A 21,018-nucleotide genomic window follows, 5' to 3' on the forward strand; every position below is an offset into this window, starting at 1 on the left:
ATGGTGACCTGGGACCTGCGTCGTTCGGGTGCCGCGGTCCGGTCCGCCGGGGGCGCCACACGGGCGGCGGGGCGGACCGGCCGCGCCGGTCAGTGGTGCAGGATCTTCGACAGGAAGTCCTTGGCGCGGTCACTGCGAGGATTGCTGAAGAACTGATCGGGCGTCGCCTCTTCGACGATCCGGCCGTCCGCCATGAACACCACACGGTTGGCGGCCGAGCGGGCGAAGCCCATCTCATGGGTGACGACGATCATGGTCATGCCGTCGCTGGCGAGCTGCTGCATGACCTCCAGCACCTCGTTGATCATCTCCGGGTCGAGGGCCGAGGTCGGCTCGTCGAAGAGCATGACCTTCGGGTCCATCGCCAGCGCCCGTGCGATGGCGACCCGCTGCTGCTGGCCGCCCGAGAGCTGCGCGGGGTACTTGTCGGCCTGGTTCGCCACGCCCACCCGGTCGAGCAGCGCGCGCGCCTTCTCCTGTGCCGCGCGCTTGTCCGACCTGCGCACCTTGATCTGGCCGAGCGTCACGTTCTCCAGCACCGTCTTGTGTGCGAAGAGATTGAAGGACTGGAAGACCATGCCGACATCCGCGCGGAGCCGGGCCAGCTCCTTGCCCTCATGGGGGAGCGGCTTGCCGTCGATCGTGATGGCGCCGGAGTCGATCGTCTCCAGCCGGTTGATGGTGCGGCACAGAGTGGACTTACCGGACCCGGAGGGCCCGATGACCACGACGACTTCGCCGCGGTCGATCGTCAGTTCGATGTCCTGGAGAACGTGCAACGCGCCGAAGTGCTTGTTGACGCTCCTCAGGACGACCAGTTCACCGTTCGCGGCCACATCGTCCTTGGCCACCGATACTTCGGTCATCACTCACTGGCTCCGTCCTCCTCGGTTTCGGAGGACAGTAGCTACCCTGCGCAATCAGCGTCAGTACATCTGAGCCGAATTTGAGTATCACGATCCGGTAGCGGTTCCGACACGCGTGTCGCCCTCCGGGCCCCGCCGCGTTTCGGCCGCGTAACGGTAGGAGCACTCACGCGGAACCCCCTTGACGGCACTGTCGTCCATCAGCCTGACTGCCAGCATGCACGCGCGCGTGCCTGCTGGCAGATCACGCGCGTGACGGGGGGCCCTTCGGCCGAGGATCCGGCGGCCCGGATCTTTCTATCCGTCGAGACCAAACGTTCGATGAACCGGAGGAGGCCACGATGAGACTGCTCCTTGTCGAGGACGACAACCATGTGGCCGCCGCACTGTCCGCGGTGCTCGCCCGGCACGGCTTCGATGTCACCCACGCGCGCAACGGCCAGGAGGCCCTCAACGCCCTCGTCCCGGACAGCGCCGGTTTCGGGGTGGTCCTGCTCGACCTCGGCCTGCCCGACCAGGACGGCTACGAGGTGTGCGGCAAGATCCGTAAACGCACCGGCGTCCCCGTGATCATGGTGACCGCGCGGTCGGACGTACGATCCCGTATCCACGGCCTCAACCTGGGCGCCGACGACTACGTGGTCAAGCCGTACGACACCGGAGAGCTGCTCGCCCGGATCCATGCCGTCAGCCGCCGCACCCCCCACGAGGACCCCACCGGGGGCGGCGACGGCGCGCTGCACCTCGGCCCGGTGCGGATCGAACTGCCCACCCGGCAGGTCACGGTGGACGGCACGGTGGTCCAGCTGACCCGCAAGGAGTTCGATCTGCTCGCCCTGCTCGCCCAGCGGCCCGGTGTGGTCTTCCGCCGGGAACAGATCATCAGCGAGGTGTGGCGCACCAGCTGGGAGGGGACCGGGCGCACCCTGGAGGTGCATGTCGCCTCGCTCCGCTCCAAGCTGCGCATGCCGGCCCTCATCGAGACCGTACGCGGCGTGGGCTACCGGCTCGTCGCCCCCGCCGCCTAGCGGGCGCACGTGCGCACCCGGCTTCTCCCGCTGCTCATCGTCCTGATGGCGGCCGTGCTGCTCGCCCTGGGCGTGCCGCTCGCGGTCAGCACGGCCGCCGCCGAGCAGCAGAAGGTGGTCGTCGACCGGATCGACGACACGGCGTTCTTCTCGGCCGTCGCCCAGTTCGTGTCCCCCCTGCCGATGACCACGGACCAGCGCCAGGAGCTGCTGGAGACCGAACTCGACAGCTACTACAAGGTGTACGGCATCCGCGTCGGCGTCTTCTACAACAACAAGGACTCCATGGCGCACGCGCCCGGGGACTGGACCCTGCCCGAGACGGGCGAGGTGCGCGCAGCCTTCGACCAGGCGCTGCTCAGCCGGCGCAGCGACGATCCGGAGCAGGTGTGGCCCTGGCAGAGCGGACGGCTCGTCGTCGCCTCGCCGGTGATCCGGGACGGCGATGTCGTCGCCGTCGTGGTCACCGACTCGCCGACCGATCAGCTGCGTTCACGGATCCTGAGGTCCTGGGCGGTCATCGCCACGGGTCTGCTCGCCGCGATGCTGGTGGCCGTCGGTGCCGCGCTGCGGCTGACCGGCTGGGTGCTCAGACCCGTACGGGTCCTGGACGCCACGACCCATGACATCGCCACCGGGCGGCTGAAGTCCCGGGTCGCGGTGGCCGGGGGGCCGCCGGAACTCAGACGGCTGGCCCGGTCGTTCAACGAGATGGCGGACAACGTCGAGGAGGTGCTGGAGCAGCAGCGCGCCTTCGTCGCCGACGCCTCGCACCAGCTGCGCAACCCCCTCGCCGCGCTGCTGCTGCGGATCGAGCTGCTCGCCCTCGAACTGCCCGAGGGCAACGCGGAGATCGCCTCGGTCCAGACCGAGGGCAAGCGCCTGGCCCAGGTGCTGGACGATCTGCTCGGCCTCGCCCTCGCCGAGCACACCGAGGCCGACCTGCGGCTGACCGACATCGGCGGGCTCACCGCCGAGCGCGTCGCGGCCTGGACGCCCACGGCCGACGCCCATGGGGTGCTGCTCAGCGGGGACTGCCCGGCCACCACCGGCTGGGCCGACCCCGTCACGCTCTCCAGCGCGCTGGACGCGGTGATCGACAACGCGCTGAAGTTCACCCCGGCCGGCGAGACCGTCACCGTCACCGTGGCCTCCCACGGCGACACCGTGACCGTCACCGTCGCCGACCGCGGCCCCGGGCTGACCGAGGAGGAACTCAGCCGCGTCGGCGACCGTTTCTGGCGCAGTGGCCGCCATCAGAACATCAAGGGCTCGGGCCTGGGCCTGTCCATCTCCCACGCCCTCCTGGCAGCGGGCGGCGGCACCCTCACCTACGGCCGGCACGAACCGCAGGGGTTGGTGGTGACGGTGCGGGTCCCGCGTGGGGGGCATGGGGTGTGACGGGTGACGGGTGACGGGTGACGGGTGTGGTGGGTGTGCCTGGGTGTGGGGAAGCCGTGGGTCCGGGTGTGACGGTGTCTACGGTTTCACCGAGCGGTAGTACCGGCGTGCGCCGGCGTGCAGGGTCAGGGGGTCCGTGTAGATCGCCGTGCGCAGATCCACCAGCTGGGCCGAGTGGACGTGGGCGCCGATGCCGTCACGGCTGTCGATGACGGTCCGGGTGAGCCACTCGGTGAGGCGGGGGTCCATGTCCTCGCGGGTGATCAGGAGATTGGAGACCGCCATGGTGGCCACCGGTTCGTCCAGGATCTCGGGGTACGCCGACTCCGGCATGGTGGCGGGGCGGTAGTAGCGCATGGCCTCGCCCTCGTCGTGCAGTTCGGCGATGAAGTCGGCGTCGAGCGGGAGGAGTTCGAAGCGGTAGGTCTGCGCCAGGACGTCCAGTCCGCCCGTGGGCAGCCCGCCCGACCAGAAGAACGCCTCGATGTCACCGCTCTTGAGGCGGTCGGGCGCGGTGTCTATGCCGTCGGACAGGGGCGTGATGCCGGTGTCCGGGTCGATGCCGGCCGTCTCCAGCACCCGGTCGGCGATCAGGCGTACGCCGGAGCGCGGCGGTCCGATGGCCACCCGCTTGCCGCGCAGATCCTCCACGCTGGTGATGTCCGAGCCCTCCTCTACGACGATCTGCGTGTAGTCGTCGTAGAGCCGGGCGACCCCGCGCAACTGGCTCGCGCCGGCACCGTCCTGGAGTATGTACGACTCCACTGCGTCGGCCGCCGCGATGGCGAAGTCCGCCTCGCCGGTCGCCACGCGTTCGACGTTCTGCTGGGAGCCGTCGCTGGTCTGCAACTGGATGTCCAGGTCCGGCATGTCCTGGTCCAGTTCGGCGCGCAGCAGTTCGCCGTACTTCTGGTAGACGCCCGCCGGGGTGCCGGTGCTGAAGGTGATCGTCCCGCTCGGCGGCTCCTCGCCGAGCGGCAGCAGCCACCACAGCAGAAGTCCCAGGACGACGACACCGGCGGTCGCGCCCTGGAGCGCCCGGCGGCGGCCGATCCGTGGGAACACCTTGGACATACGCGTGATCCTGCCAGGCGGGACGGCGGGGTGACCAGGATCGGAATCACAACGAGACCTGAGGGAGGGTGGAGGAGGGGCAAAGAGGGGGCCGGGCGGGCCAGGGGCGTTGTCAGTGGCGGGGGTTACGGTCTGTGCATGAGTCAGTCGCCTGCCGAGCTGGTCCGTGAGTTCCATCGTGCCTTCGGGCTGGACGCCCGTAGTTCCCCCACCGAGGTCTCCCCGGAGCTGGCGGCCCATCGTGGTGAACTGCTGGCCGAGGAGGCGGCGGAGGTCGCCGAGGTGTCGGTCGGGGGTCCGCTCGACCGGCTCGCGCACGAACTGGCGGACGTCGTCTATGTCGCCTACGGCACCGCCCTGGTGCACGGCATAGACCTGGACGCGGTCCTCGCGGAGATCCACCGCTCCAACATGACCAAGCTGGGCCCCGACGGCCAGATCGCCCGCCGCGCGGACGGCAAGGTGCTGAAGGGGGAGCACTACGACGCCCCGGACGTACCGGCGGTGCTGCGTCGCCAGGGGTGGCAGCCCGGTGGCGGGTGAGGGGGCGTGGGTGAGGGGATGTGGGTGACCGGGTCCTCGCCGGGGCGGTCACCGGCAGTGGCCCTTCCCGGTCCCGGGCGCCCATCGCGCCCCTCGGGGTCAGTCGGCCACGGGGGTCCGCTCCGGCTCGGTGGGCTGCTGCTGGGGCGCGCGGCGGGCCGTGGCCCTGCGGGTCCAGAGGGTGGCCAGGGGTTCGGTGTAGCGGGCGGTGAGGGGGCCCACGACGACCAGGATCAGGACGTACGCCGTGGCGAGGGGGCCCAGGGACGGTTCGATGCCGGCCGTGACCGCCAGGCCCGCGATGACGATGGAGAACTCGCCCCGGGCCACCAGCGCGCCGCCGGTGCGCCAGCGGCCCTTGGGGGAGATTCCGGCGCGGCGGGCCGCCCAGTAGCCGGTGGCGATCTTCGTCGCGGCGGTGACCACCGCCAGGGCCAGGGCCGGCAGCAGGACCGGCGGGATGCTCGCCGGGTCGGTGTGCAGGCCGAAGAAGACGAAGAAGACCGCCGCGAACAGGTCCCGCAGCGGGCTCAGCAAGGTGTGCGCGCCCTCGGCCACCTCCCCGGACAGCGCTATGCCGACCAGGAACGCGCCGACCGCCGCCGAGACCTGGAGCTCCTGGGCCACACCCGCCACCAGGATGGTCAGGCCCAGCACCACGAGGAGAAGCTTCTCCGGGTCGTCGCTGGAGACGAAACGGGAGATCACCCGGCCGTAGCGCAGCGCCACGAAGAGGACGAGGCCCGCCACGCCCAGGGCGATGGCCAGGGTGACGCTGCCCGCCGCGAGGCTGACGCCCGCCACCATCGCCGTCACGATGGGCAGATAGACCGCCATCGCCAGGTCCTCCAGGACCAGGACGCTGAGGATGATCGGGGTCTCGCGGTTCCCGATCCGGCCCAGGTCGCCCAGCACCTTGGCGATCACACCCGAGGACGAGATCCAGGTCACACCCGCCAGGACGACGGCCGCGACCGGGCCCCAGCCCAGCAGCAGGGCGGCGATCGCCCCGGGTATCGCGTTCAGCGCGAAGTCGACCAGGCCGGACGGATAGTGGGTCTTGAGGTTGGAGACCAGATCGCTGGCCGAGTACTCCAGGCCCAGCATGAGCAGCAGCAGGATGACGCCGATCTCGGCGCCGATCGCGATGAACTCCTCGCTCGCGCCGAGCGGCAGCAGACCGCCCTCGCCGAAGGCCAGGCCCGCCAGCAGATACAGCGGGATCGGGGAGAAACTCAGTCGCGCGGCCATCCGGCCGAGCAGGCCGAGGCCGAGAATGATGGAACCGAACTCGATGAGCAGGACCGCGGAGGAATGCACCCGTTCACTCCCGCCCGAGGATCGCCGCGGCTGCGTCGACGCCCTCGCGGGTGCCGATGACGATCAAGGTGTCACCGCCCGCGAGCCGGAAGTCCGGCGTCGGGGACGGAATGGCCTCCGCCCGGCGCAGCACGGCGACCACGGAGGCGCCGGTGTCGGTGCGGATCCGGGTCTCGCCGAGCACCCGGCCGTTCCAGTGCGAGGCCGCCGTCACCTCGACGCGCTCGGCGACCAGGCCCAGAGCGGTGGTGTAGAGCAGGCTCGCGCTGGAGTGCGACGGCTTCAGCGCGCCGATCAGCGAGGCCGCCTCGGCGCTGGTCAGCCGGAGCGACTGGGCGCAGGAGTCGGGGTCGTCGGTGCGGTAGACGTTCACCGTGCGGGCGCCGTCGCGGTGGGCGACCACGGACAGATGCCGGTGTTCCTTGGTGACCAGGTCGTACTGGACCCCGATGCCCGGCAACGGCGTCGCCCTCAGGCGTGGAGCGGACACGATCTCTTCTCTCCCTCGTGCGTGACTCGGACGGGCTCAGACGTGACTCATGGGTGATCCATGGGCGCCTCGCAGGCGACTCATGGACGGTCCGTGAGCGGGCCGTGAGCGGTTCATGGGCGGGCCGTGAGCGGTCCGCGAGTGGTTCACGGGCGGTCCGTCAGTGGTCCGTCAGTGGTTCATGGGCGGCTCGGGCCGGGCCGTTCTCCGTGGACCGGTCCGGTTCCGATTCTCTCGCCGGGTCTGGGATCGGCGTCGGGCGGCGCCGCCATGCTGCCACCCTCGCATACCGTGGCGACATGGGTGTTGTGACGGATATACGCGGCCCGGAGCCGACGGCGACGCTGACGGCGGCACACCAGTGCCGCCGCAGGGCCCGTCGGATCACAGGGAGCGGAACCGGGAACGTGTCGCTGTTCTGGCGGATCTTCTCCCTCAATTCCGCGGCCCTCGTCGTGGCCGCCGCGCTGCTGCTGGGCCCCGTCACCGTCTCCACCCCCGTGCTGCTCGGCGAAGCCCTCGTCATCGGCGCCGGGCTGGCCGTGCTGCTGGCCGCCAACGCCCTCGTGCTGCGCGTCGGCCTCGCCCCCCTCGAACGCCTGGGCCGGTCCATGGCCACCGCCGACCTGCTGCGCCCCGGCGCCCGCGCGGTCGTCGCCGGTCCGGCGGAGACGGCCGGGCTGATCACCACGTACAACACGATGCTCGACCGGCTGGAGAGTGAGCGGGCCGGGAGTGCGGCCCGGGCGCTGTCGGCGCAGGAGCGGGAGCGGCACCGGATCGCGCGGGAACTGCACGACGAGGTGGGGCAGACCCTCACCGCCGTGCTCCTCCAGCTCAAGCGGGTCGCCGACCGGGTGCCCGACGAACTGCGCGAGGAGGTCGGCCAGGCGCAGGACGCCACCCGAGCCGGGCTCGACGAGATCCGCCGCATCGCCCGCAGGCTGCGCCCCGGCGTGCTCGATGAACTCGGCCTGGTCAGCGCCCTGCGCTCACTCGCCGGCGAGTTCACCGGGCACGGGCTGACCGTCCGGTACGACCTCACCGGTGAGCTGCCCCCGCTCGACGCCGGGACGGAACTCGTCCTCTACCGCGTCGCCCAGGAAGCCCTCACCAACACCGCCCGGCACTCCGGCGCCGACCGCGCCGGACTCCGGCTGCGCGCCCTCCCCGACGCCGTCGAGCTGACCGTCCACGACAACGGCCGCGGCCCGGGCACCGGCCCCGAGGGCGCGGGCATCGCCGGAATGCGCGAACGCGCCCTGCTCGTCGGCGCCGACCTCACCCTCACCCCGGGAAGCGACGGCCGCGGGACGGTCGTCGGGCTGCGGATACCCGTGGGTGGGGCGGGGACTGCGGGGGGTGGGACGGAAACGCCGGTGAGTGAGGCTGCCCGGGCCTCCGTGACCTCCGTCGCCGGGATGCGGGACCCGGCGTGTGAGTCCAGCGGCCCCGCGCACCACCCACGCCCCGACGGAGCACCCCGATGACCGCCCCCGCCCGCGTTCTCCTCGCCGACGACCACACCCTCGTACGGCGTGGTGTGCGGCTCATTCTCGACGGGGAGCCGGATCTGACCGTGGTCGCCGAGGCCGGGGACGGGGCCGAGGCGGTCGAGCTGGCCCGTGCGCAGGAACTGGATCTCGCGGTGCTGGACATCGCGATGCCCCGGATGACCGGGTTGCAGGCGGCCCGTGAGCTGTCCCGGCGGCTGCCGGACCTGCCCATCCTCATCCTCACGATGTACGACAACGAGCAGTACTTCTTCGAGGCGCTCAAGGCCGGGGCCTGCGGATATGTGCTGAAGTCGGTCGCCGACCGGGATCTGGTCGAGGCGTGCCGGGCGGCCGTGCGCGGGGAGCCGTTCGTGTATCCGGGGGCGGAGCGGGCGCTGGTGCGGTCGTATCTGGAGCGGCTCCAGCGCGGTGACGGGCTGCCCGCGCGGGCCATCACCGAGCGCGAGGAGGAGATCCTCAAGCTGGTCGCCGAGGGGCACACCTCCAAGGAGATCGGCGAGCTGCTCTTCATCAGCGCCAAGACGGTCGAGCGGCACCGGGCCAACCTGCTCCAGAAACTGGGGATGCGGGACCGGCTGGAGCTGACGCGGTACGCGATCCGGGCGGGGCTGGTGGATCCCTGAACGGCCGGCGCGTACGACCCCGTCGGCCCTCGGGAGGAGAGACCGGCCGGCGCGGACGGCCCGCCGCCCCCCTCCCTCCCGGCAGGAGAGACCGCACGGCATCACCGTCCGGGACGACGGTGATGCCGTGGGCGGCTCCGGAGAGCGGCAGGCAGGCAGGCCGGCCTGCCGGAGGAGGACGTCGATCAGATCAGAAGGGGTACGTCGCCTGCGTCGCGCGGGACGTGATCCAGCGGGTCTCGGTGAACGCCTCGATGTTGGAGGCCCCGCCGAACCGGGCCCCGGTGCCGGAGGCGCCGACGCCGCCGAAGGGGGCCACGGCCTCGTCGTTCACCGTCTGGTCGTTGATGTGGACGATCCCGGTCGGGATCCGCTCCGCCAGTTCCAGGCCGCGCATGGCGTCACCGGTGAGAATGCCCAGGGACAGGCCGTACGAGGAGGAGGTGGCCAGCGTGACCGCCTCGTCGACGTCGTCGAAGGCGCGTACCGGCGCGACCGGGCCGAACACCTCCTCGGAGTAGGCGGGGGCGGCGTCGGTGACCCCGGCGAGCACGGTCGGACGGTAGAACAGGTCCTGGTACGTGCCGCCCGCCACCAGCCGCGCGCCCGACTCGACGCTCGCCGTGACCAGGCTGTGGATCTTGTCCCGCTGGGCCGCGTCGATGATCGGGCCGAGCGCGACATGCTCCTTGTCGGGGTTGCCGACCGGCAGGTGCTCGGCCTTCTCCGCGAGCCGGGCCACGTACTCGTCGACGATCGAGGAGTGCACCAGGTGGCGGCCGGTCGTCATGCAGATCTGGCCCTGGTGGAAGAAGGAGCCCCAGGCGGCCGTGGAGGCGGCCTTGTCGAGGTCGGCGTCCGGCAGCACGATCAGCGCGGAGTTGCCGCCGAGTTCGAGGTGCGCCCGCTTGAGGTTCTCGGCGGCGGCGGCGCCCACCTTGCGGCCCGCGGCCGTCGAGCCGGTGAACGAGATCACCCGCACCTGCGGCGCCAGCACCAGCGCCGCCCCGGTGTCGGCGCCGCCCGGCAGCAATGCCAGCACGTCCTCGGGCAGCCCGGCCTCCTCCAGCACCCGTGCGATCACCACACCACCGGAGACGGCGGTCCGCAGATCCGGCTTCAGCAGCACGGTGTTGCCGAGCGCGAGCGCGGGCGCCACGGAACGGATGCCCAGGATGAGCGGGGCGTTGAAGGGGGCGATGACGCCGACCACACCGACCGGCACCCGGCGGGCCAGGCTCAGCCGCGGCTCGGCGGTGGGCAGGATCTCCCCGAGCGGGCGGGAGAGCAGCGCGGCGGCCTCGTAGCACTCCTGCGCGGCGACGGACGTCTCGAAGGCGGCCTTGCCCGGTATGTTGCCGCCCTCGCGTATCAGCCAGTTGTGGATCTCGGGGGCGTGCTCGGTGAACAGATCGCCGGCGCGGCGCAGGATCGCCGCGCGCTCGGTATAGGGGGTGCGGGCCCAGGCGGTCTGGGCGCGGGCGGCGCGCTCGGCGGCGTGGGCGACATCCTCGGCGGTGGCCAGCCCTATGACCTCCAGGACTTCACCGGTGGCCGGCTCCATGACGGGGGCGGTGCCGCCCGCCGGGACCGTCCAGCCGCCTATGCCGGCCTTGCCGGACCAGATGGTGGGATCGAGCAGAGACATGACGGCCTCCAGAGGGCGGGTGTCGTGGCGGGTGACGGGGTGGGGGGTGGGAAGGGGGTACTCGCAAAAGGCCGGGTGGGCCGGGGAGACGGCAGCCGCGGTACGCGGGCCTACGGCCGGCGGGGAAACCGGCAGCCGCAGGACGCGGGCCTACGGCTGGAAGTCGCCGTCCGTCGAGACGGTGACCTCCAGGACCAGCGGCTCGGTGCGCTCGGTCAGTTCCGGGCACAGCGCGTCGAGGGCCGCGCACAGCTCGTCGTACGTGCTGATCCGTCGGGTGGGGCAGCCCAGGGACTCGGCGAGGCCGGCCACGCTGATCTGCTCGAAGGCCGGCCACGGGGGCTTGCCGCCATGCTGTTCGGCGAGCTTGTCCATGACCGCGTACCGGCCGTTGGCGAGGACGATGAAGACGGCGCCGACGTGGTACTGGACGGCGGTCCACAGGGCCTGGATCTGGTACAGGGAGGAGCCGTCGCCGACCACGGCGACGACCGGGCGCTGCGGCCGGGCCATCCGGACGCCGACGGCGGCGGGCAGCGCGAAGCCGAGGCCGCCCATCGCGGCGCTGAGGAAGCCGAGCGGGACACGGGCGGGGAGCAGGGCGTGCAGATCGGGGCGGGAGGACGGGCTCTCCTCCACCACGACCGTCTCGGCGGGGAGCCGCTCGGCCAGCGCGGTGAGCACATGGGCCGGGTTCAACGGGCCCTCGCGGTAGGCGAGTCGGCGGTCGGGACGGACCGGCGCCGCCGACCGCGGCTCGCGCGGCGGGGTGCGACGGGCCAGCCGGTCGCAGAAGTCGGGGAGCGGGGCGACGACGGCGAGCTGTACGGGGGAGTGGTGGGCCTCGGCCGGGTCGTCGGTCACCACGACCACCTGAGCGTCCGTCAACTTGCCGGACCTGTAAGGGTATTGGCGCAGGAAGGGACCGCCCACGCACAGCACCAGGTCGTGCGGGGCGAGCACGTCCCGCAGCCGGGGCCGATCGGCCGGCAGGTGCCCGGCGAACAGCCGGTGGTCCTGCGGGAACCCGGCGCGCGCCCCGAACGGCTCCTGCCACACGGGGCAGCCCAGCCGTTCGGCCAGTGTCGTCAGGGCCGCCCAGGTGTCCGCGTGGTCGGCGCCCGAGCCCACCACCAGTACCGGGGAGGCGGCTTCGGCGAGCCGGTCGGCGACCTCGGCGACGGCCCGCGGATCGGCCGTCGCCGACCGGCGCACCACCTCGGGGGCGGCCACCGGCAGGTCTTCGGCGGGCTGTGCCCAGTCGTCCATCGGGACCAGCACCAGCGCGGGTCCGCGTGCCTCGCGGGCGGCGTGCACGGCCCGGCCGATGGCGCCGGGGACGTCCTGGGCGCGCGGCGGGGTCTCCACCCGTACCGGATAGTCCCCGGCCAGTCCTTCGAGGCGGCCCGCCAGGAACGGCTGCTGGGCCAGATGCCGGCGGTCCTGCTGGCCGACCAGGACGACCAGCGGGGCCCGGTTGACGCGGGCGGTGGCCAGCGCGCCCACCGCGTTGCCGAGTCCGGCGGTGGTGTGCAGCAGGACGAGGGCGGGCTCGTCGCGGGCCAGCGCCCAGCCGGTGGCCGTGCCGACCACGGAGCCCTCGTGCAGGGAGAGCACGAACTCCAGGTCCGAGGGCAGATCGGTGAGGACCGACACCTCGGTGGAGCCGGGGTTGGAGAAGAGGGTGGTCAGGCCGTGCAGCCGCAGGACGTCGAAGGCGGCGTCCCGGACGGTACGGACGGTAGCGGTGGTGCCGGCGGGCGCGGACGCGCCGGGGGCGGAGGCGGGCTTCTTCGTGCCGCGCGCGGTCGTCGGGGCGGCCATCAGCGGGTGCTCCGCGCCGGGACCGGCTGACCGCCCAGGGTGACGTTCGACCGCAGCCAGCCGGTGAGCGCCTCCGTCAGGCCGGTCTCGGACACCTCGGGCTCCCCGGCGGCCTCGCGCACCTCGGCGATCCGCTGGATCACCTCACGGTGGTACTCGCGGACCACGGTCGCCGCGTGGCGCGGGTCGCGCGAGGCGATGGCGCCGACGATCCGCATCCGGCCGGCGTGCAGCGGGCCGGAGACCCGCCCGAAGTGGCCGTGCGCACCGCCCGAGAGCTTCACGGCCATCCCGATCTGCGCCTCGGTGAGGAACCGGCACAGCGCCGCGAGCAGCGGGTTGTGCGAGATCTCGGCGAGCACGGTGAAGAAGGCCTGGAGCGTCGTGGCCGACTGCTCGACGCCGTCGGACGACCGGCCGGGCTGGCCCGACTGGCCGGGCTGGGCCGCTTGGGCCGCCTGGGCCGCTTCGCGCAGCCGGTCGATCTCCTCGTCGGTGGCGTGCTCGGCGGCGAGTTCGGCGGCGTAGGAGTTCAGCGCGCCGAGCAGGCCGAGCGTCTCGCGGGCGCCGACCTTCTCGACCTGCACCACCGAGGCGATGGACACCGCGAGCAGGGTGTCGCCCTGCGCGGTGATCGTGGCCCGGCTGCCGTTACGGGTGTTGACCAGGCCCATCGCGGTCAGCACCCGCACCGCCTCGCGCACGGTGGGGCCGCTCACGTCGTAGTACGCGGCCAGCTCACGTTCGGACGGCATCCGGGAGCCGTCGGGCAGGGTGCCGCTGAGGATCTGCGCGCGCAGGTCCTCGACGATCTGGTCGGCCACCCTGCCGCGGAAGATCTTCGCGGGGGTCTGAGGCACGGACATGTCACTCCCGAGCGTGTCCGGACGTACGGCGCCCGGATCGTCTGTGGTGGTGGTTCGTCGCTGGTGTTGTCGCTGGTGTGTCGCCAGGTGTCTCTGGTTGTGGGTGTTCTCCGGCGGTGGTGCACCCAAATTTAACCTACCTAGTAGGTTGAGGCAATGGTTTGGTGCGAGTGTTGTGCGGGTGTTTGCGCCGGTGTTGTGCGGGGGCGTGGGTGGGCGTTGTGCGGGTGTCGCGGGTGCCGTGCGGGTGTCGCGCGGGCGAGCGTGAGGTCCCTGGCCTCGTCCCCGCCCTCGTCTCACCTTCGTCGTCCCGCTTTCCTCGTCCCGCCGCTCCGACCGGCTCGGCCTGATCGGCAGCCGGCTCGCCGCCGCGTGCGCCGGGCAGGTCACCACGTGCGCCACCGCGTCGGCGACCTCTGCCGGGCTCAGGTGTTCGAACGTGCGCCGCGCCTTCCGTGCCTTCCGTGCGCCCCGCGCCCGCGCCGGGAGCAGGTCCGTCGCCACCGGGGCCGCCTCCACCACCGCTACCCGGACCAGGCGCCCGGCGACCTCCTTGCGCGGTGACTCGCTGTAGGTGTTCAGGGCCTGCTCGGTCGCCGCGTACACCCCGTTGCCCGCCTGGACCGTGCGGCCCGAGATCGAGCTGATGCGCACCAGGCCGGCCACCGTCCGCCGTACCGCCTCGGTGCCCGCCTCGCGCAGTTCGAAGGCGAGCGAGGTCAGCCGGTCCTCGCGGCGGGCCGCCGGCGCGCCGGCCGAGCCGCGGGCCACCAGGGCGCGGGCCGCGGCGGCGCCGACGCCGCTGGAAGCCCCGTGACCAGGGAAACCGTGCCTTTCAGATCCATCTCCGTCATCTCCGGCTCCTCGATTTCGCGAGGGGTGAGCGCTTCCCGGGTGCTTCTTCGGTGCTTCTTGATTCGATAAAAGCTCACCACCTACCTTGACACAAACCTACTAGGAAGGTTTCGTGGAAGGGCAGCGACGACCGGGTCCGCGAAGAGAGCCGCGGCGGCCCAGCCGCCCGCCCGACCGGCGATCGCCTTTCCCTCTCCGCACCGCCCGCAATGCCCGTAAGGCCCGCAAGGCCCCGCAATCCCCGCCCGCCCCGTCCGCGCGAGCCGCGCAGCCGCACGGATGCCTCACGGGCACCCACCCCACCAACGGAGGACAGCGATGAAGATCGCGCCGTACGACGAGAACGCGTTCAAGATGGACCATCCCCGCGGGACGGTCTCGTTCAACTACCTGCTGATGGGCGACCGCAGCAAGCCGTTCGAGAACTACCGCTACATCCTCGGCCGCAACGAGGACGACTTCCAGATGCCCCGGCACTGCCACACCTTCGAGCAGATCCGGATGCCCGTGGTCGGCGACATGAACCTCGGCGAGCAGGGCTTCCTGCGCGAGGGCGAGGTCGGCTACTTCCCCGAGGGCCAGACCTACGGCCCGCAGGACGACAAGCTGGAGGACCCCAAGCAGCTCCAGCTGGTGCTCCAGTTCGGCGGCGCCTCCGCGCTCGGCATGAGCGCCGGTCGCGGGCGCGGCCCGGCCAACAAGGAGGCCCAGGCCGAGCAGCGGCCGATCCGGGAGCAGCGGTTCCCCAAGCCGCGCTACAACGCCGTGGTCATCAGCAACCCCGACCACTTCAACTACCTGCCGGTCGCCGGCTGGCCGGGTGTCAAGCGCAAGCCGATCGGTACCTACACCGAGCGGCAGTTCTGGATCGAGTTCATCAAGCTCGACGCCGGCGCCGAGTGGATCTCGGAGAGCGAGAACGCGCGGCGGCTGACCGTGGTGCTGGGCGGCAAGGGCACGGCCGAGGGCACCGAGATCAGCTGGATGGGCGCGGTGGAGGCCGACCCGGGCGAGAAGGTCCGGTACGTCGCCACGGAGGAACTGGTGCTGTACACGGTGGGTCTGCCGCCGATCGTGCAGCCCGTCGAGCCTGACGACGACAAGTTCACGACTGTCGTCACGGATGGTGGGATCCGGTTCGAGAACCCGAAGGAAGCGGATCCGAAGTAGCGCGGCGGTGGGGCGGGGGAGTGCGGGTGGGTTCCGTCGCCGGTTCGGGTTCCGGCCGGTGGGGGCGTGGGTTCCGTCGCCGGTTCAGGTTCCGGCCGGTGGGGGCTGGTCGCGCAGTTCCCCGCGCCCCCAAGACCCCGGCGTCTCCGGGACCCCGGTGCTTCCGCTGCCCTCCCCGACGCCGGACGGGCCGCCCGTACGAGCCCGTGCGGCCGGACGACGGCCCGTCCCGCGCATCGCGTGCGAGGCCGGACGACGGACCGTCCCGCACACCGCGTGCGGCCGGACAGCAACCCGCCGCCGCACCGCCCGCACGACCCTCCCCGAAGTCCGACGACCCGTCCAGAAAGTGACCCCGTGAAAATCGCCTCCCGGCGGACCCCCTTCGGCGACCGGCTCTGCTTCGCCGACTTGGTTCCGCACCAGCTCATCGACATCCAGGCCGCGTTCGTCCGGCGGGCACAGCTGGACGGAGTCCACCGCGAGGACGCCCTCGCCCGCGCCCGGCTCGCCGTGGCGGGGGACCTGCCCGCGCTGTTGCAGGCGGACCCGGACCTGGCCACCGTACGGCGCCTGTTCGACTGGACCGTCGGGCAGACCGGTTCCGGAGTCCTGGACGAGGACTGTCTGTGGTCCGACGATCCGGCCCGGCTCGGCCCGCCCATCGGCAGCCCCCGCACGATCTGGTGCATGCTCGCCAACTACCCGCGCCGGCGCCCCGGCCCCGGCGCCGAGGCACCGCCCCGGCGCGGCCTCCAGGGCTGCCTCAAGGCACCGGGCGCGGTCGCCGGTCCCTACGACGATCTGCGGCACCCCACGATCAGCGAGCAGGTCGACCCGGAGATGGAGCTGGCGGTCGTCATCGGCCCCCGCTCCCGCTATCTGACCGAGGGCGGCGCGATGCGCGCCGTCGCCGGCTACGTCGGGCTGTGCGACATCGGCTCCCGGGACGTCTCCGAGCGCGACAACAACCGGATGGACCGCGCCAAGGGCTTCGACACCTACGGCATCTGCGGCCCCTGGTTCGTCACCGCCGACGAGATCCCCGACCCGCACGCGCTGGGCATCCACCAGTGGGTCAACGGCGAGGTCCGCCAGGACGGTTCCACCGCCGAGATGTACCACTCCATTCCCGAGCAGCTCGCCTGGCTCACCGCGGCCCTCACCCTCGCTCCCGGCGATGTGCTCTCCACCGGCACCCCGGCCGGCCACGGAGCCGTCCAGCCCGGCGACGTCGTGCGCGGGGAGATCGAGGGGCTCGGGGTCATCGAGAACAAAGTCGTCCTCGACGACTGACCCCTCGCCCACCCACGACGAAAGGTCAGCCCATGCCCCGACCACGCCTTCAGATCATCATCGGCAGCACCAGGCCGGGCCGCCGCGGCCCCGCCATCGCCGCCTGGCTCCACGCGCTGGCGCTCCAGCACCCCGGCTTCGACACCGAACTCGTCGACCTCGCCGAGGTCGCCCTGCCGCTGCTGGACGAGCCGAGCCCGCCGCAGCGCGGCCGGTACGTGAACGACCACACCAAGCGCTGGAGCGCCACGGTGAGCGCCGCGGACGCCTACGTCTTCGTCGTCCCGGAGTACAACCACAGCTACAACGCCGCCACCAAGAACGCCCTCGACTACCTGGCCAAGGAGTGGGCGGGCAAGCCCGTCGCCTTCGTCGGGTACGGCGGGGTCGCGGCCGGCACCCGGGCCGTCCAGGCGCTCATCCCCGTGGTGACCGCGCTCGGCATGGTCCCGCTCGCCGGGTCCGTGCTGATCCCCTCCGTCCGGCTCTGCTTCACCCGCGACGGCGGCTTCGAGGCCCCCTCCGGCCTCGACGAGAACGCGACCGGCGTGCTCGACGAACTGCTGCGGCTGACGACCGTACTCTCCGCCGCCCGTCCGGCCGTCCCGGTCGGATGAGCCCGCACCCGGCCACGGCACCCACCCAGCGGGCGGACGGCACCCGACGGGCCGTCAGCCAGAAGACGGCCGTCTGTGTCGTCTACGTGGCCGGGCTGTTCCTGAGCACCCTCGACATGACGATCGTCAATGTCGCCCTGCCCACCATCGGCCGCGCCTTCGACGTCCCCTCCACGGCCGTCGACACCGTGTCCATCTCCTATCTGGTGGCGCTCGCGGTCTCCGTCCCGGCCTCCGGCTGGCTCGGCGACCGCTTCGGCGGCAAACGCACCCTGCTCACCGCCATCACCGTGTTCACCCTCGGTTCCGCCCTGTGCGGCACCGCGCAGAGCCTCGGTGAACTGGTCCTCTTCCGGGTCCTGCAAGGGGCCGGCGGCGGCATGCTCGCCTCGGTCGGCATGGCGATGCTGCTGCGCGCCTTCCGCCCCCAGGAGCGGGTGCGGGCCTCGGCGGTGCTCAGCGTCGCCAACGGACTGGCCCCCACGATGGGCCCGGTCCTCGGCGGCATCCTGGTCACCCAGGTCTCCTGGCGGGCGATCTTCTACGTCAATGTCCCCGTCGGCGCCTTCGCGGTGGCCTTCGGAGCGCTGTGCCTGCGCAACGAACCGGCCCGGCCCTCCGAACGCTTCGACCTCCCCGGATTCCTGCTCGCCGCGTCCGGCTTCGGCCTGGTGATGTACGGCGTCTCGGTGGGACCCGAACAGGGCTGGGGCACCGCCCCGGTGCTCGCCGCCCTGGTCTGCGGGACGCTGCTGCTGACCGCCATGACCGGCGCCGAACTGCGCAGGCGCGCCCCGATGATCGACGTACGGCTGCTGCGGGACCGGCTGTTCGCGTCCGGCACCACGGTGATGACGATCGAGTCGGTGACGTTCCTCGGCGCCCTGTTCACCCTCACGCTCTATCTCCAGGACGCGCGGGGGATGTCCCCGCTCACCGCGGGCCTCACCACCTTTCCCGAGGCCGTCGGCGTGGTCGCCGGCTCCCAGCTCGCCAGCCGGGTGCTGTACCGCAGGCTGCGTCCCCGCCGCCATCTGATGCTCGGCGCGGGCGCGACCTGCGCGGTCATCGCCGCGATGGGGCTGCTGCTGCGGCCGTCGACGCCCCTGTGGGTGGTCGTGGCCCTGCTGTTCTGCATGGGGCTCGCCGTCGGCCAGGTGTTCGTGGGCACCCAGTCGGCGTCCTTCGCCACGATCTCCGACGCGTCCTCCGGCCGGGCCTCCACCCTCTTCAACGTCGGCCGCCGGATCGGCGGCGCCGCCGGGGTGGCGGTGGCCACCACCGCCCTGGTGACGGTGGCCGGCGCGAGCGGTGCCACCGGCTCGGGCGACACGGCCGGGTACCGCGCCGCGTTCCTCGCGCTCGCCGCCGTCAACCTGCTCGGCCTATACGCGGCCACGCGGGTCAGCGACAGCGACGCCGCGAGCACGGTCCCGCCGCCGCGCAAGGGGCTTCGCGGGAAGGCCCCGGCCGGCACCCCTCCCTATGACCCCACTTCAACAAGCACCACCTCATAAAAGGAGCTACGGACATGACCGTACTGACACTGAGCCAAGCGTCCGAGATCGTCGACGCGGCCCTCGGCCACGCCCGTGAACTCGGCCTGCGTCCCCTTACCGTGACCGTCCTCGACCCCGGCGGCCACCCGCTGGTCGTCAAGCGCGAGGAGAAGGCCGGCATCCTGCGTCCGCAGATCGCCCACGCCAAGGCCTGGGGCTCCCTGGGCACCGGCCAGGGCGGCGCCGCCGGTGCCCGGCACGCCACCCGTGACCCCGCGTTCTTCGCCGCGCTCGCGGCGATCTCCGAGGGCCGGATCGCCTCCTCCAAGGGCGGGGTGCTGATCCGGGACGCGGACGGCGAGCTGCTCGGCGCGATCGGCGTGAGCGGTGAGAAGCCGGACAACGACGAGGCCGTGGCGCTCTTCGGCATCGAGAAGGCGGGGCTCGTCGCCGACGCAGGCTGACGCGCACGCCGGGCGGCGGGCGCCGGGCCGGGACCGGTGAGGACGGTCCCGGCCTCCCGCGAGGTGTCCTCGGCGTCACCGAAAGGCGGCCTGCGGCCCCCCGCAAGCTGTCCCCGGCGCCACCGCCAGGCACCCACCACGCCACCCCCCCAGGTGGCGACGGCGCTCACGGCGCCACCCCGCACACGCCCACGTCCTCCCCGGACAAGGACAAGGAAACGGATGTAGCTCCACCGCGACGAGCCGCAACGAACCGCTACGAGCCGCAAAGAGCCACATTCCCCGGCAGACCCCCCCGGTCTGCCACGGCTATTGATTCCCCGTACCGACAGCCGATGGGAAACAGAGGTACGCCATGGCAAAGACGCCGGATGACCTCAGCACGACCCCCGACACCTCCGGGCCGAAGCACGGCCCCGGTGGTGCCGAGCCCCCCCGACTCACCCCCCGGCGCCGCGCCCAGGCCCTGGCCGTCTGTATCGCGGCGGCCTTTCTCACCCTGCTCGACGTCAGCATCGTCACCGCCGCGCTGCCGTCCATGGAGCACCACCTCAATCTGTCGTCCGCACAGGCCACCTGGTCCGTCGCCGGATACACACTGACCTTCGGACTGGCGCTGATCCCCAGCGGCCGCCTTGGCGACGAGTTCGGCCGCCGCAAGATCTTCCTCATCGGGATGGTGCTGTTCACCCTGACCGGTGTGCTCTGCGGACTCGCCCCCGACGCCACCTGGCTGGTCGTGGCCCGGCTCCTCCGGGGCGCCGCCGCCGGACTGGTCGCCCCGCAGGTGGTCGGCATGCTGCACCAGATGTACCCGCCGCGCGAACGCGGCCGCGCCTTCGGCTACTACGGCGCCAGCGTCAGCCTCTCCACCGCGATCGGCCCGCTGCTGGGCGGCGCGATCCTCCAGGCGTTCGGCGACAGCGGCTGGCGCTGGATCTTCCTGCTCTTCATCCCGCTGGACGTCATCGTGCTGGTGCTGGCCGCCAAGCTGCTGCCCGCGGGCGGTCGCAGCGGCGCGAAGGCCGGCAGTCTCGACCTGGTCGGCGCGCTCGTGCTCGGCCTCGCCGTCTCGGCCGTGATGCTGCCGCTGCTCCAGAGCGGCGGATGGGGCGACCGCCGCTGGTGGCTGGCCTGGACCGGGCTCGCCCTGCTGGTCGTGTTCGTGTACTGGGAGCGCGCGGTGGCCCGGCGCGGACAGCAGCCGCTGGTCGACGTCAACCTCTTCCGGGAACGTACGTACTGGGTCGGCACGGTGGTCGCCGGGGCCCTGTACGGCGGATTCACCGGCATCTTCCTCGTCCTGTTCCAGTTCCTCCAGCAAGGCATGCACTACACGCCGTTCAAGGCGTCCCTGTGCACCGTGCTGTTCACGCTCGGCTCGGCGATCTGCGGGATCATCAGCGGCCGGCTGGCACACCGGGTCGGCAGGCCGCTGGTCATCGTCGGGTCGGCCATGACCGCCGGCGGGCTCGCGCTCGCCGCGCTGGTCGTCGGCGCCTCCGGCCCCGGCGACAACATGTTCCTGCGGCTGGCCCTGCCGCTGGCGCTGGCCGGCTCCGGCGCCGGACTCGTCATCGCCGCCAACCAGACCCTCGCGCTCCAGCTGGTGCCGCGCCGGGAGGGCAGCACCGCGGCCGGTGTCTACCAGACCGGCATGAAGATCGGCACCTCCCTGGGTACGGCCCTGGCCAGCTCGCTCTACTTCAGCCGGCTCGCCTCCACCCACGGCGACTTCGCCGCCGCCGCCCGGCTGGGCCTGCTGGGCACCGCAGGACTGGCCGCCGTCGCCTTCGTGGTGGCCCTGCCCGGCCTCGGCATCCCGGCCCGCCGCACCCCGGCCCCGAAAATAGGCGTGGAGGAGGCGGAGCCGGCCAGGTGAGCCACCGTCCTTCCCGACCCCAGCGCAGTACCCCG

At 72.3% G+C, this 21,018-nt stretch carries 19 protein-coding genes; 12 read left to right on the top strand and 7 right to left on the bottom strand.

Features of this window, described 5'->3' with window-relative positions:
- Positions 1-89 precede the first annotated feature (89 nt).
- Positions 90-866 carry an amino acid ABC transporter ATP-binding protein gene (locus ACFRFC_RS28860; RefSeq protein WP_382692647.1) on the bottom strand — a complete coding sequence of 259 codons (777 nt, stop codon included), beginning with the start codon at positions 864-866 and terminating at the stop codon, positions 90-92.
- A 341-nt stretch (positions 867-1,207) separates the two neighbouring features.
- On the opposite strand from ACFRFC_RS28860, the gene ACFRFC_RS28865 reads away from it, so the two are divergent.
- Complete coding sequence (locus ACFRFC_RS28865) at positions 1,208-1,894, top strand: response regulator transcription factor (RefSeq protein WP_382692645.1); 687 nt, start codon at positions 1,208-1,210, stop codon at positions 1,892-1,894.
- A gap of 9 nt (positions 1,895-1,903) precedes the next feature.
- Positions 1,904-3,295, top strand: a complete 1,392-nt coding sequence (locus tag ACFRFC_RS28870; RefSeq protein ID WP_382692644.1) for an ATP-binding protein — start codon at positions 1,904-1,906, stop codon at positions 3,293-3,295.
- Positions 3,296-3,373: 78 nt separating this feature from the next.
- Here the strand turns inward: ACFRFC_RS28870 and ACFRFC_RS28875 are convergent, their stop codons facing one another.
- Positions 3,374-4,369: a TAXI family TRAP transporter solute-binding subunit gene (locus tag ACFRFC_RS28875; protein ID WP_382692642.1), complete on the bottom strand. Its 996-nt coding sequence runs from the start codon at positions 4,367-4,369 to the stop codon at positions 3,374-3,376.
- Positions 4,370-4,507: 138 nt separating this feature from the next.
- Between ACFRFC_RS28875 and ACFRFC_RS28880 the strand changes: the two genes are divergently transcribed.
- Entirely contained in the window at positions 4,508-4,912 is a 405-nt protein-coding gene (locus ACFRFC_RS28880; protein ID WP_382692640.1) for a MazG nucleotide pyrophosphohydrolase domain-containing protein, read from the top strand.
- Between the two features lie 99 nt (positions 4,913-5,011).
- On the opposite strand, the gene ACFRFC_RS28885 is transcribed toward ACFRFC_RS28880, so the two are convergent.
- Positions 5,012-6,232, bottom strand: coding sequence for a cation:proton antiporter (locus ACFRFC_RS28885; RefSeq protein ID WP_382692638.1), 1,221 nt, complete (start codon positions 6,230-6,232; stop codon positions 5,012-5,014).
- A gap of 4 nt (positions 6,233-6,236) precedes the next feature.
- Entirely contained in the window at positions 6,237-6,722 is a 486-nt protein-coding gene (locus tag ACFRFC_RS28890) for a cation:proton antiporter regulatory subunit (RefSeq protein ID WP_382692636.1), read from the bottom strand.
- Positions 6,723-7,129: 407 nt separating this feature from the next.
- On the opposite strand from ACFRFC_RS28890, the gene ACFRFC_RS28895 reads away from it, so the two are divergent.
- Complete coding sequence (locus ACFRFC_RS28895; RefSeq protein ID WP_382692634.1) at positions 7,130-8,212, top strand: sensor histidine kinase; 1,083 nt, start codon at positions 7,130-7,132, stop codon at positions 8,210-8,212.
- Positions 8,209-8,862 (top strand): response regulator, encoded by a 654-nt coding sequence (locus ACFRFC_RS28900; protein ID WP_382692632.1) that lies wholly within the window; start codon positions 8,209-8,211, stop codon positions 8,860-8,862. The genes ACFRFC_RS28895 and ACFRFC_RS28900 overlap by 4 nt, the downstream gene beginning before the upstream one ends.
- A gap of 190 nt (positions 8,863-9,052) precedes the next feature.
- Here the strand turns inward: ACFRFC_RS28900 and ACFRFC_RS28905 are convergent, their stop codons facing one another.
- The 3 genes from ACFRFC_RS28905 to ACFRFC_RS28915 form a co-directional block, all read right to left on the bottom strand.
- The gene (locus tag ACFRFC_RS28905; RefSeq protein ID WP_382692630.1) at positions 9,053-10,510 is read right to left on the bottom strand and encodes a benzaldehyde dehydrogenase; all 1,458 of its coding nucleotides are present in this window, start codon (positions 10,508-10,510) and stop codon (positions 9,053-9,055) included.
- Between the two features lie 150 nt (positions 10,511-10,660).
- A complete protein-coding gene (locus ACFRFC_RS28910) occupies positions 10,661-12,334 on the bottom strand; it encodes a thiamine pyrophosphate-dependent enzyme (RefSeq protein ID WP_382692628.1) in 1,674 nt (557 codons plus the stop codon).
- Positions 12,334-13,866 (bottom strand): GntR family transcriptional regulator, encoded by a 1,533-nt coding sequence (locus tag ACFRFC_RS28915; RefSeq protein WP_383112667.1) that lies wholly within the window; start codon positions 13,864-13,866, stop codon positions 12,334-12,336. The genes ACFRFC_RS28910 and ACFRFC_RS28915 overlap by 1 nt, the downstream gene beginning before the upstream one ends.
- On the opposite strand from ACFRFC_RS28915, the gene ACFRFC_RS28920 reads away from it, so the two are divergent.
- From ACFRFC_RS28920 to ACFRFC_RS28950, 7 genes are all read left to right on the top strand, one after another.
- The gene (locus ACFRFC_RS28920) at positions 13,775-14,017 is read left to right on the top strand and encodes a hypothetical protein (protein ID WP_382692703.1); all 243 of its coding nucleotides are present in this window, start codon (positions 13,775-13,777) and stop codon (positions 14,015-14,017) included. The two genes, ACFRFC_RS28915 and ACFRFC_RS28920, sit on opposite strands and share 92 nt — an antisense overlap.
- A gap of 356 nt (positions 14,018-14,373) precedes the next feature.
- Positions 14,374-15,225: a hypothetical protein gene (locus tag ACFRFC_RS28925; protein ID WP_382692626.1), complete on the top strand. Its 852-nt coding sequence runs from the start codon at positions 14,374-14,376 to the stop codon at positions 15,223-15,225.
- Between the two features lie 357 nt (positions 15,226-15,582).
- Complete coding sequence (locus ACFRFC_RS28930; protein ID WP_382692624.1) at positions 15,583-16,521, top strand: fumarylacetoacetate hydrolase family protein; 939 nt, start codon at positions 15,583-15,585, stop codon at positions 16,519-16,521.
- Positions 16,522-16,553: 32 nt separating this feature from the next.
- On the top strand, positions 16,554-17,138 hold the full coding sequence (locus tag ACFRFC_RS28935) for an NADPH-dependent FMN reductase (RefSeq protein WP_382692622.1): 585 nt from the start codon (positions 16,554-16,556) through the stop codon (positions 17,136-17,138).
- On the top strand, positions 17,135-18,655 hold the full coding sequence (locus tag ACFRFC_RS28940) for a DHA2 family efflux MFS transporter permease subunit (protein ID WP_382692620.1): 1,521 nt from the start codon (positions 17,135-17,137) through the stop codon (positions 18,653-18,655). Before ACFRFC_RS28935 ends, ACFRFC_RS28940 begins: the two co-directional genes overlap by 4 nt.
- A gap of 14 nt (positions 18,656-18,669) precedes the next feature.
- Positions 18,670-19,101, top strand: a complete 432-nt coding sequence (locus ACFRFC_RS28945; RefSeq protein WP_382692618.1) for a heme-binding protein — start codon at positions 18,670-18,672, stop codon at positions 19,099-19,101.
- A gap of 355 nt (positions 19,102-19,456) precedes the next feature.
- The gene (locus ACFRFC_RS28950; protein ID WP_382692416.1) at positions 19,457-20,983 is read left to right on the top strand and encodes an MFS transporter; all 1,527 of its coding nucleotides are present in this window, start codon (positions 19,457-19,459) and stop codon (positions 20,981-20,983) included.
- Positions 20,984-21,018: the final 35 nt, after the last annotated feature.

The organism is Streptomyces sp. NPDC056734 (assembly GCF_042790455.1).
Lineage (GTDB): Bacteria > Actinomycetota > Actinomycetes > Streptomycetales > Streptomycetaceae > Streptomyces.

Bases quoted from the DNA above. Each gene is read 5' to 3' on its own strand.
- ACFRFC_RS28905 (WP_382692630.1), bottom strand. From the start codon at position 10,510: ATGTCTCTGCTCGATCCCACCATCTGGTCCGGCAAGGCCGGCATAGGC.
- ACFRFC_RS28910 (WP_382692628.1), bottom strand. From the start codon at position 12,334: ATGGCCGCCCCGACGACCGCGCGCGGCACGAAGAAGCCCGCCTCCGCC.
- ACFRFC_RS28940 (WP_382692620.1), top strand. From the start codon at position 17,135: ATGAGCCCGCACCCGGCCACGGCACCCACCCAGCGGGCGGACGGCACC.
- ACFRFC_RS28880 (WP_382692640.1), top strand. From the start codon at position 4,508: ATGAGTCAGTCGCCTGCCGAGCTGGTCCGTGAGTTCCATCGTGCCTTC.
- ACFRFC_RS28860 (WP_382692647.1), bottom strand. From the start codon at position 866: ATGACCGAAGTATCGGTGGCCAAGGACGATGTGGCCGCGAACGGTGAA.
- ACFRFC_RS28865 (WP_382692645.1), top strand. From the start codon at position 1,208: ATGAGACTGCTCCTTGTCGAGGACGACAACCATGTGGCCGCCGCACTG.
- ACFRFC_RS28935 (WP_382692622.1), top strand. From the start codon at position 16,554: ATGCCCCGACCACGCCTTCAGATCATCATCGGCAGCACCAGGCCGGGC.
- ACFRFC_RS28925 (WP_382692626.1), top strand. From the start codon at position 14,374: ATGAAGATCGCGCCGTACGACGAGAACGCGTTCAAGATGGACCATCCC.
- ACFRFC_RS28950 (WP_382692416.1), top strand. From the start codon at position 19,457: ATGGCAAAGACGCCGGATGACCTCAGCACGACCCCCGACACCTCCGGG.
- ACFRFC_RS28945 (WP_382692618.1), top strand. From the start codon at position 18,670: ATGACCGTACTGACACTGAGCCAAGCGTCCGAGATCGTCGACGCGGCC.
- ACFRFC_RS28900 (WP_382692632.1), top strand. From the start codon at position 8,209: ATGACCGCCCCCGCCCGCGTTCTCCTCGCCGACGACCACACCCTCGTA.
- ACFRFC_RS28875 (WP_382692642.1), bottom strand. From the start codon at position 4,369: ATGTCCAAGGTGTTCCCACGGATCGGCCGCCGCCGGGCGCTCCAGGGC.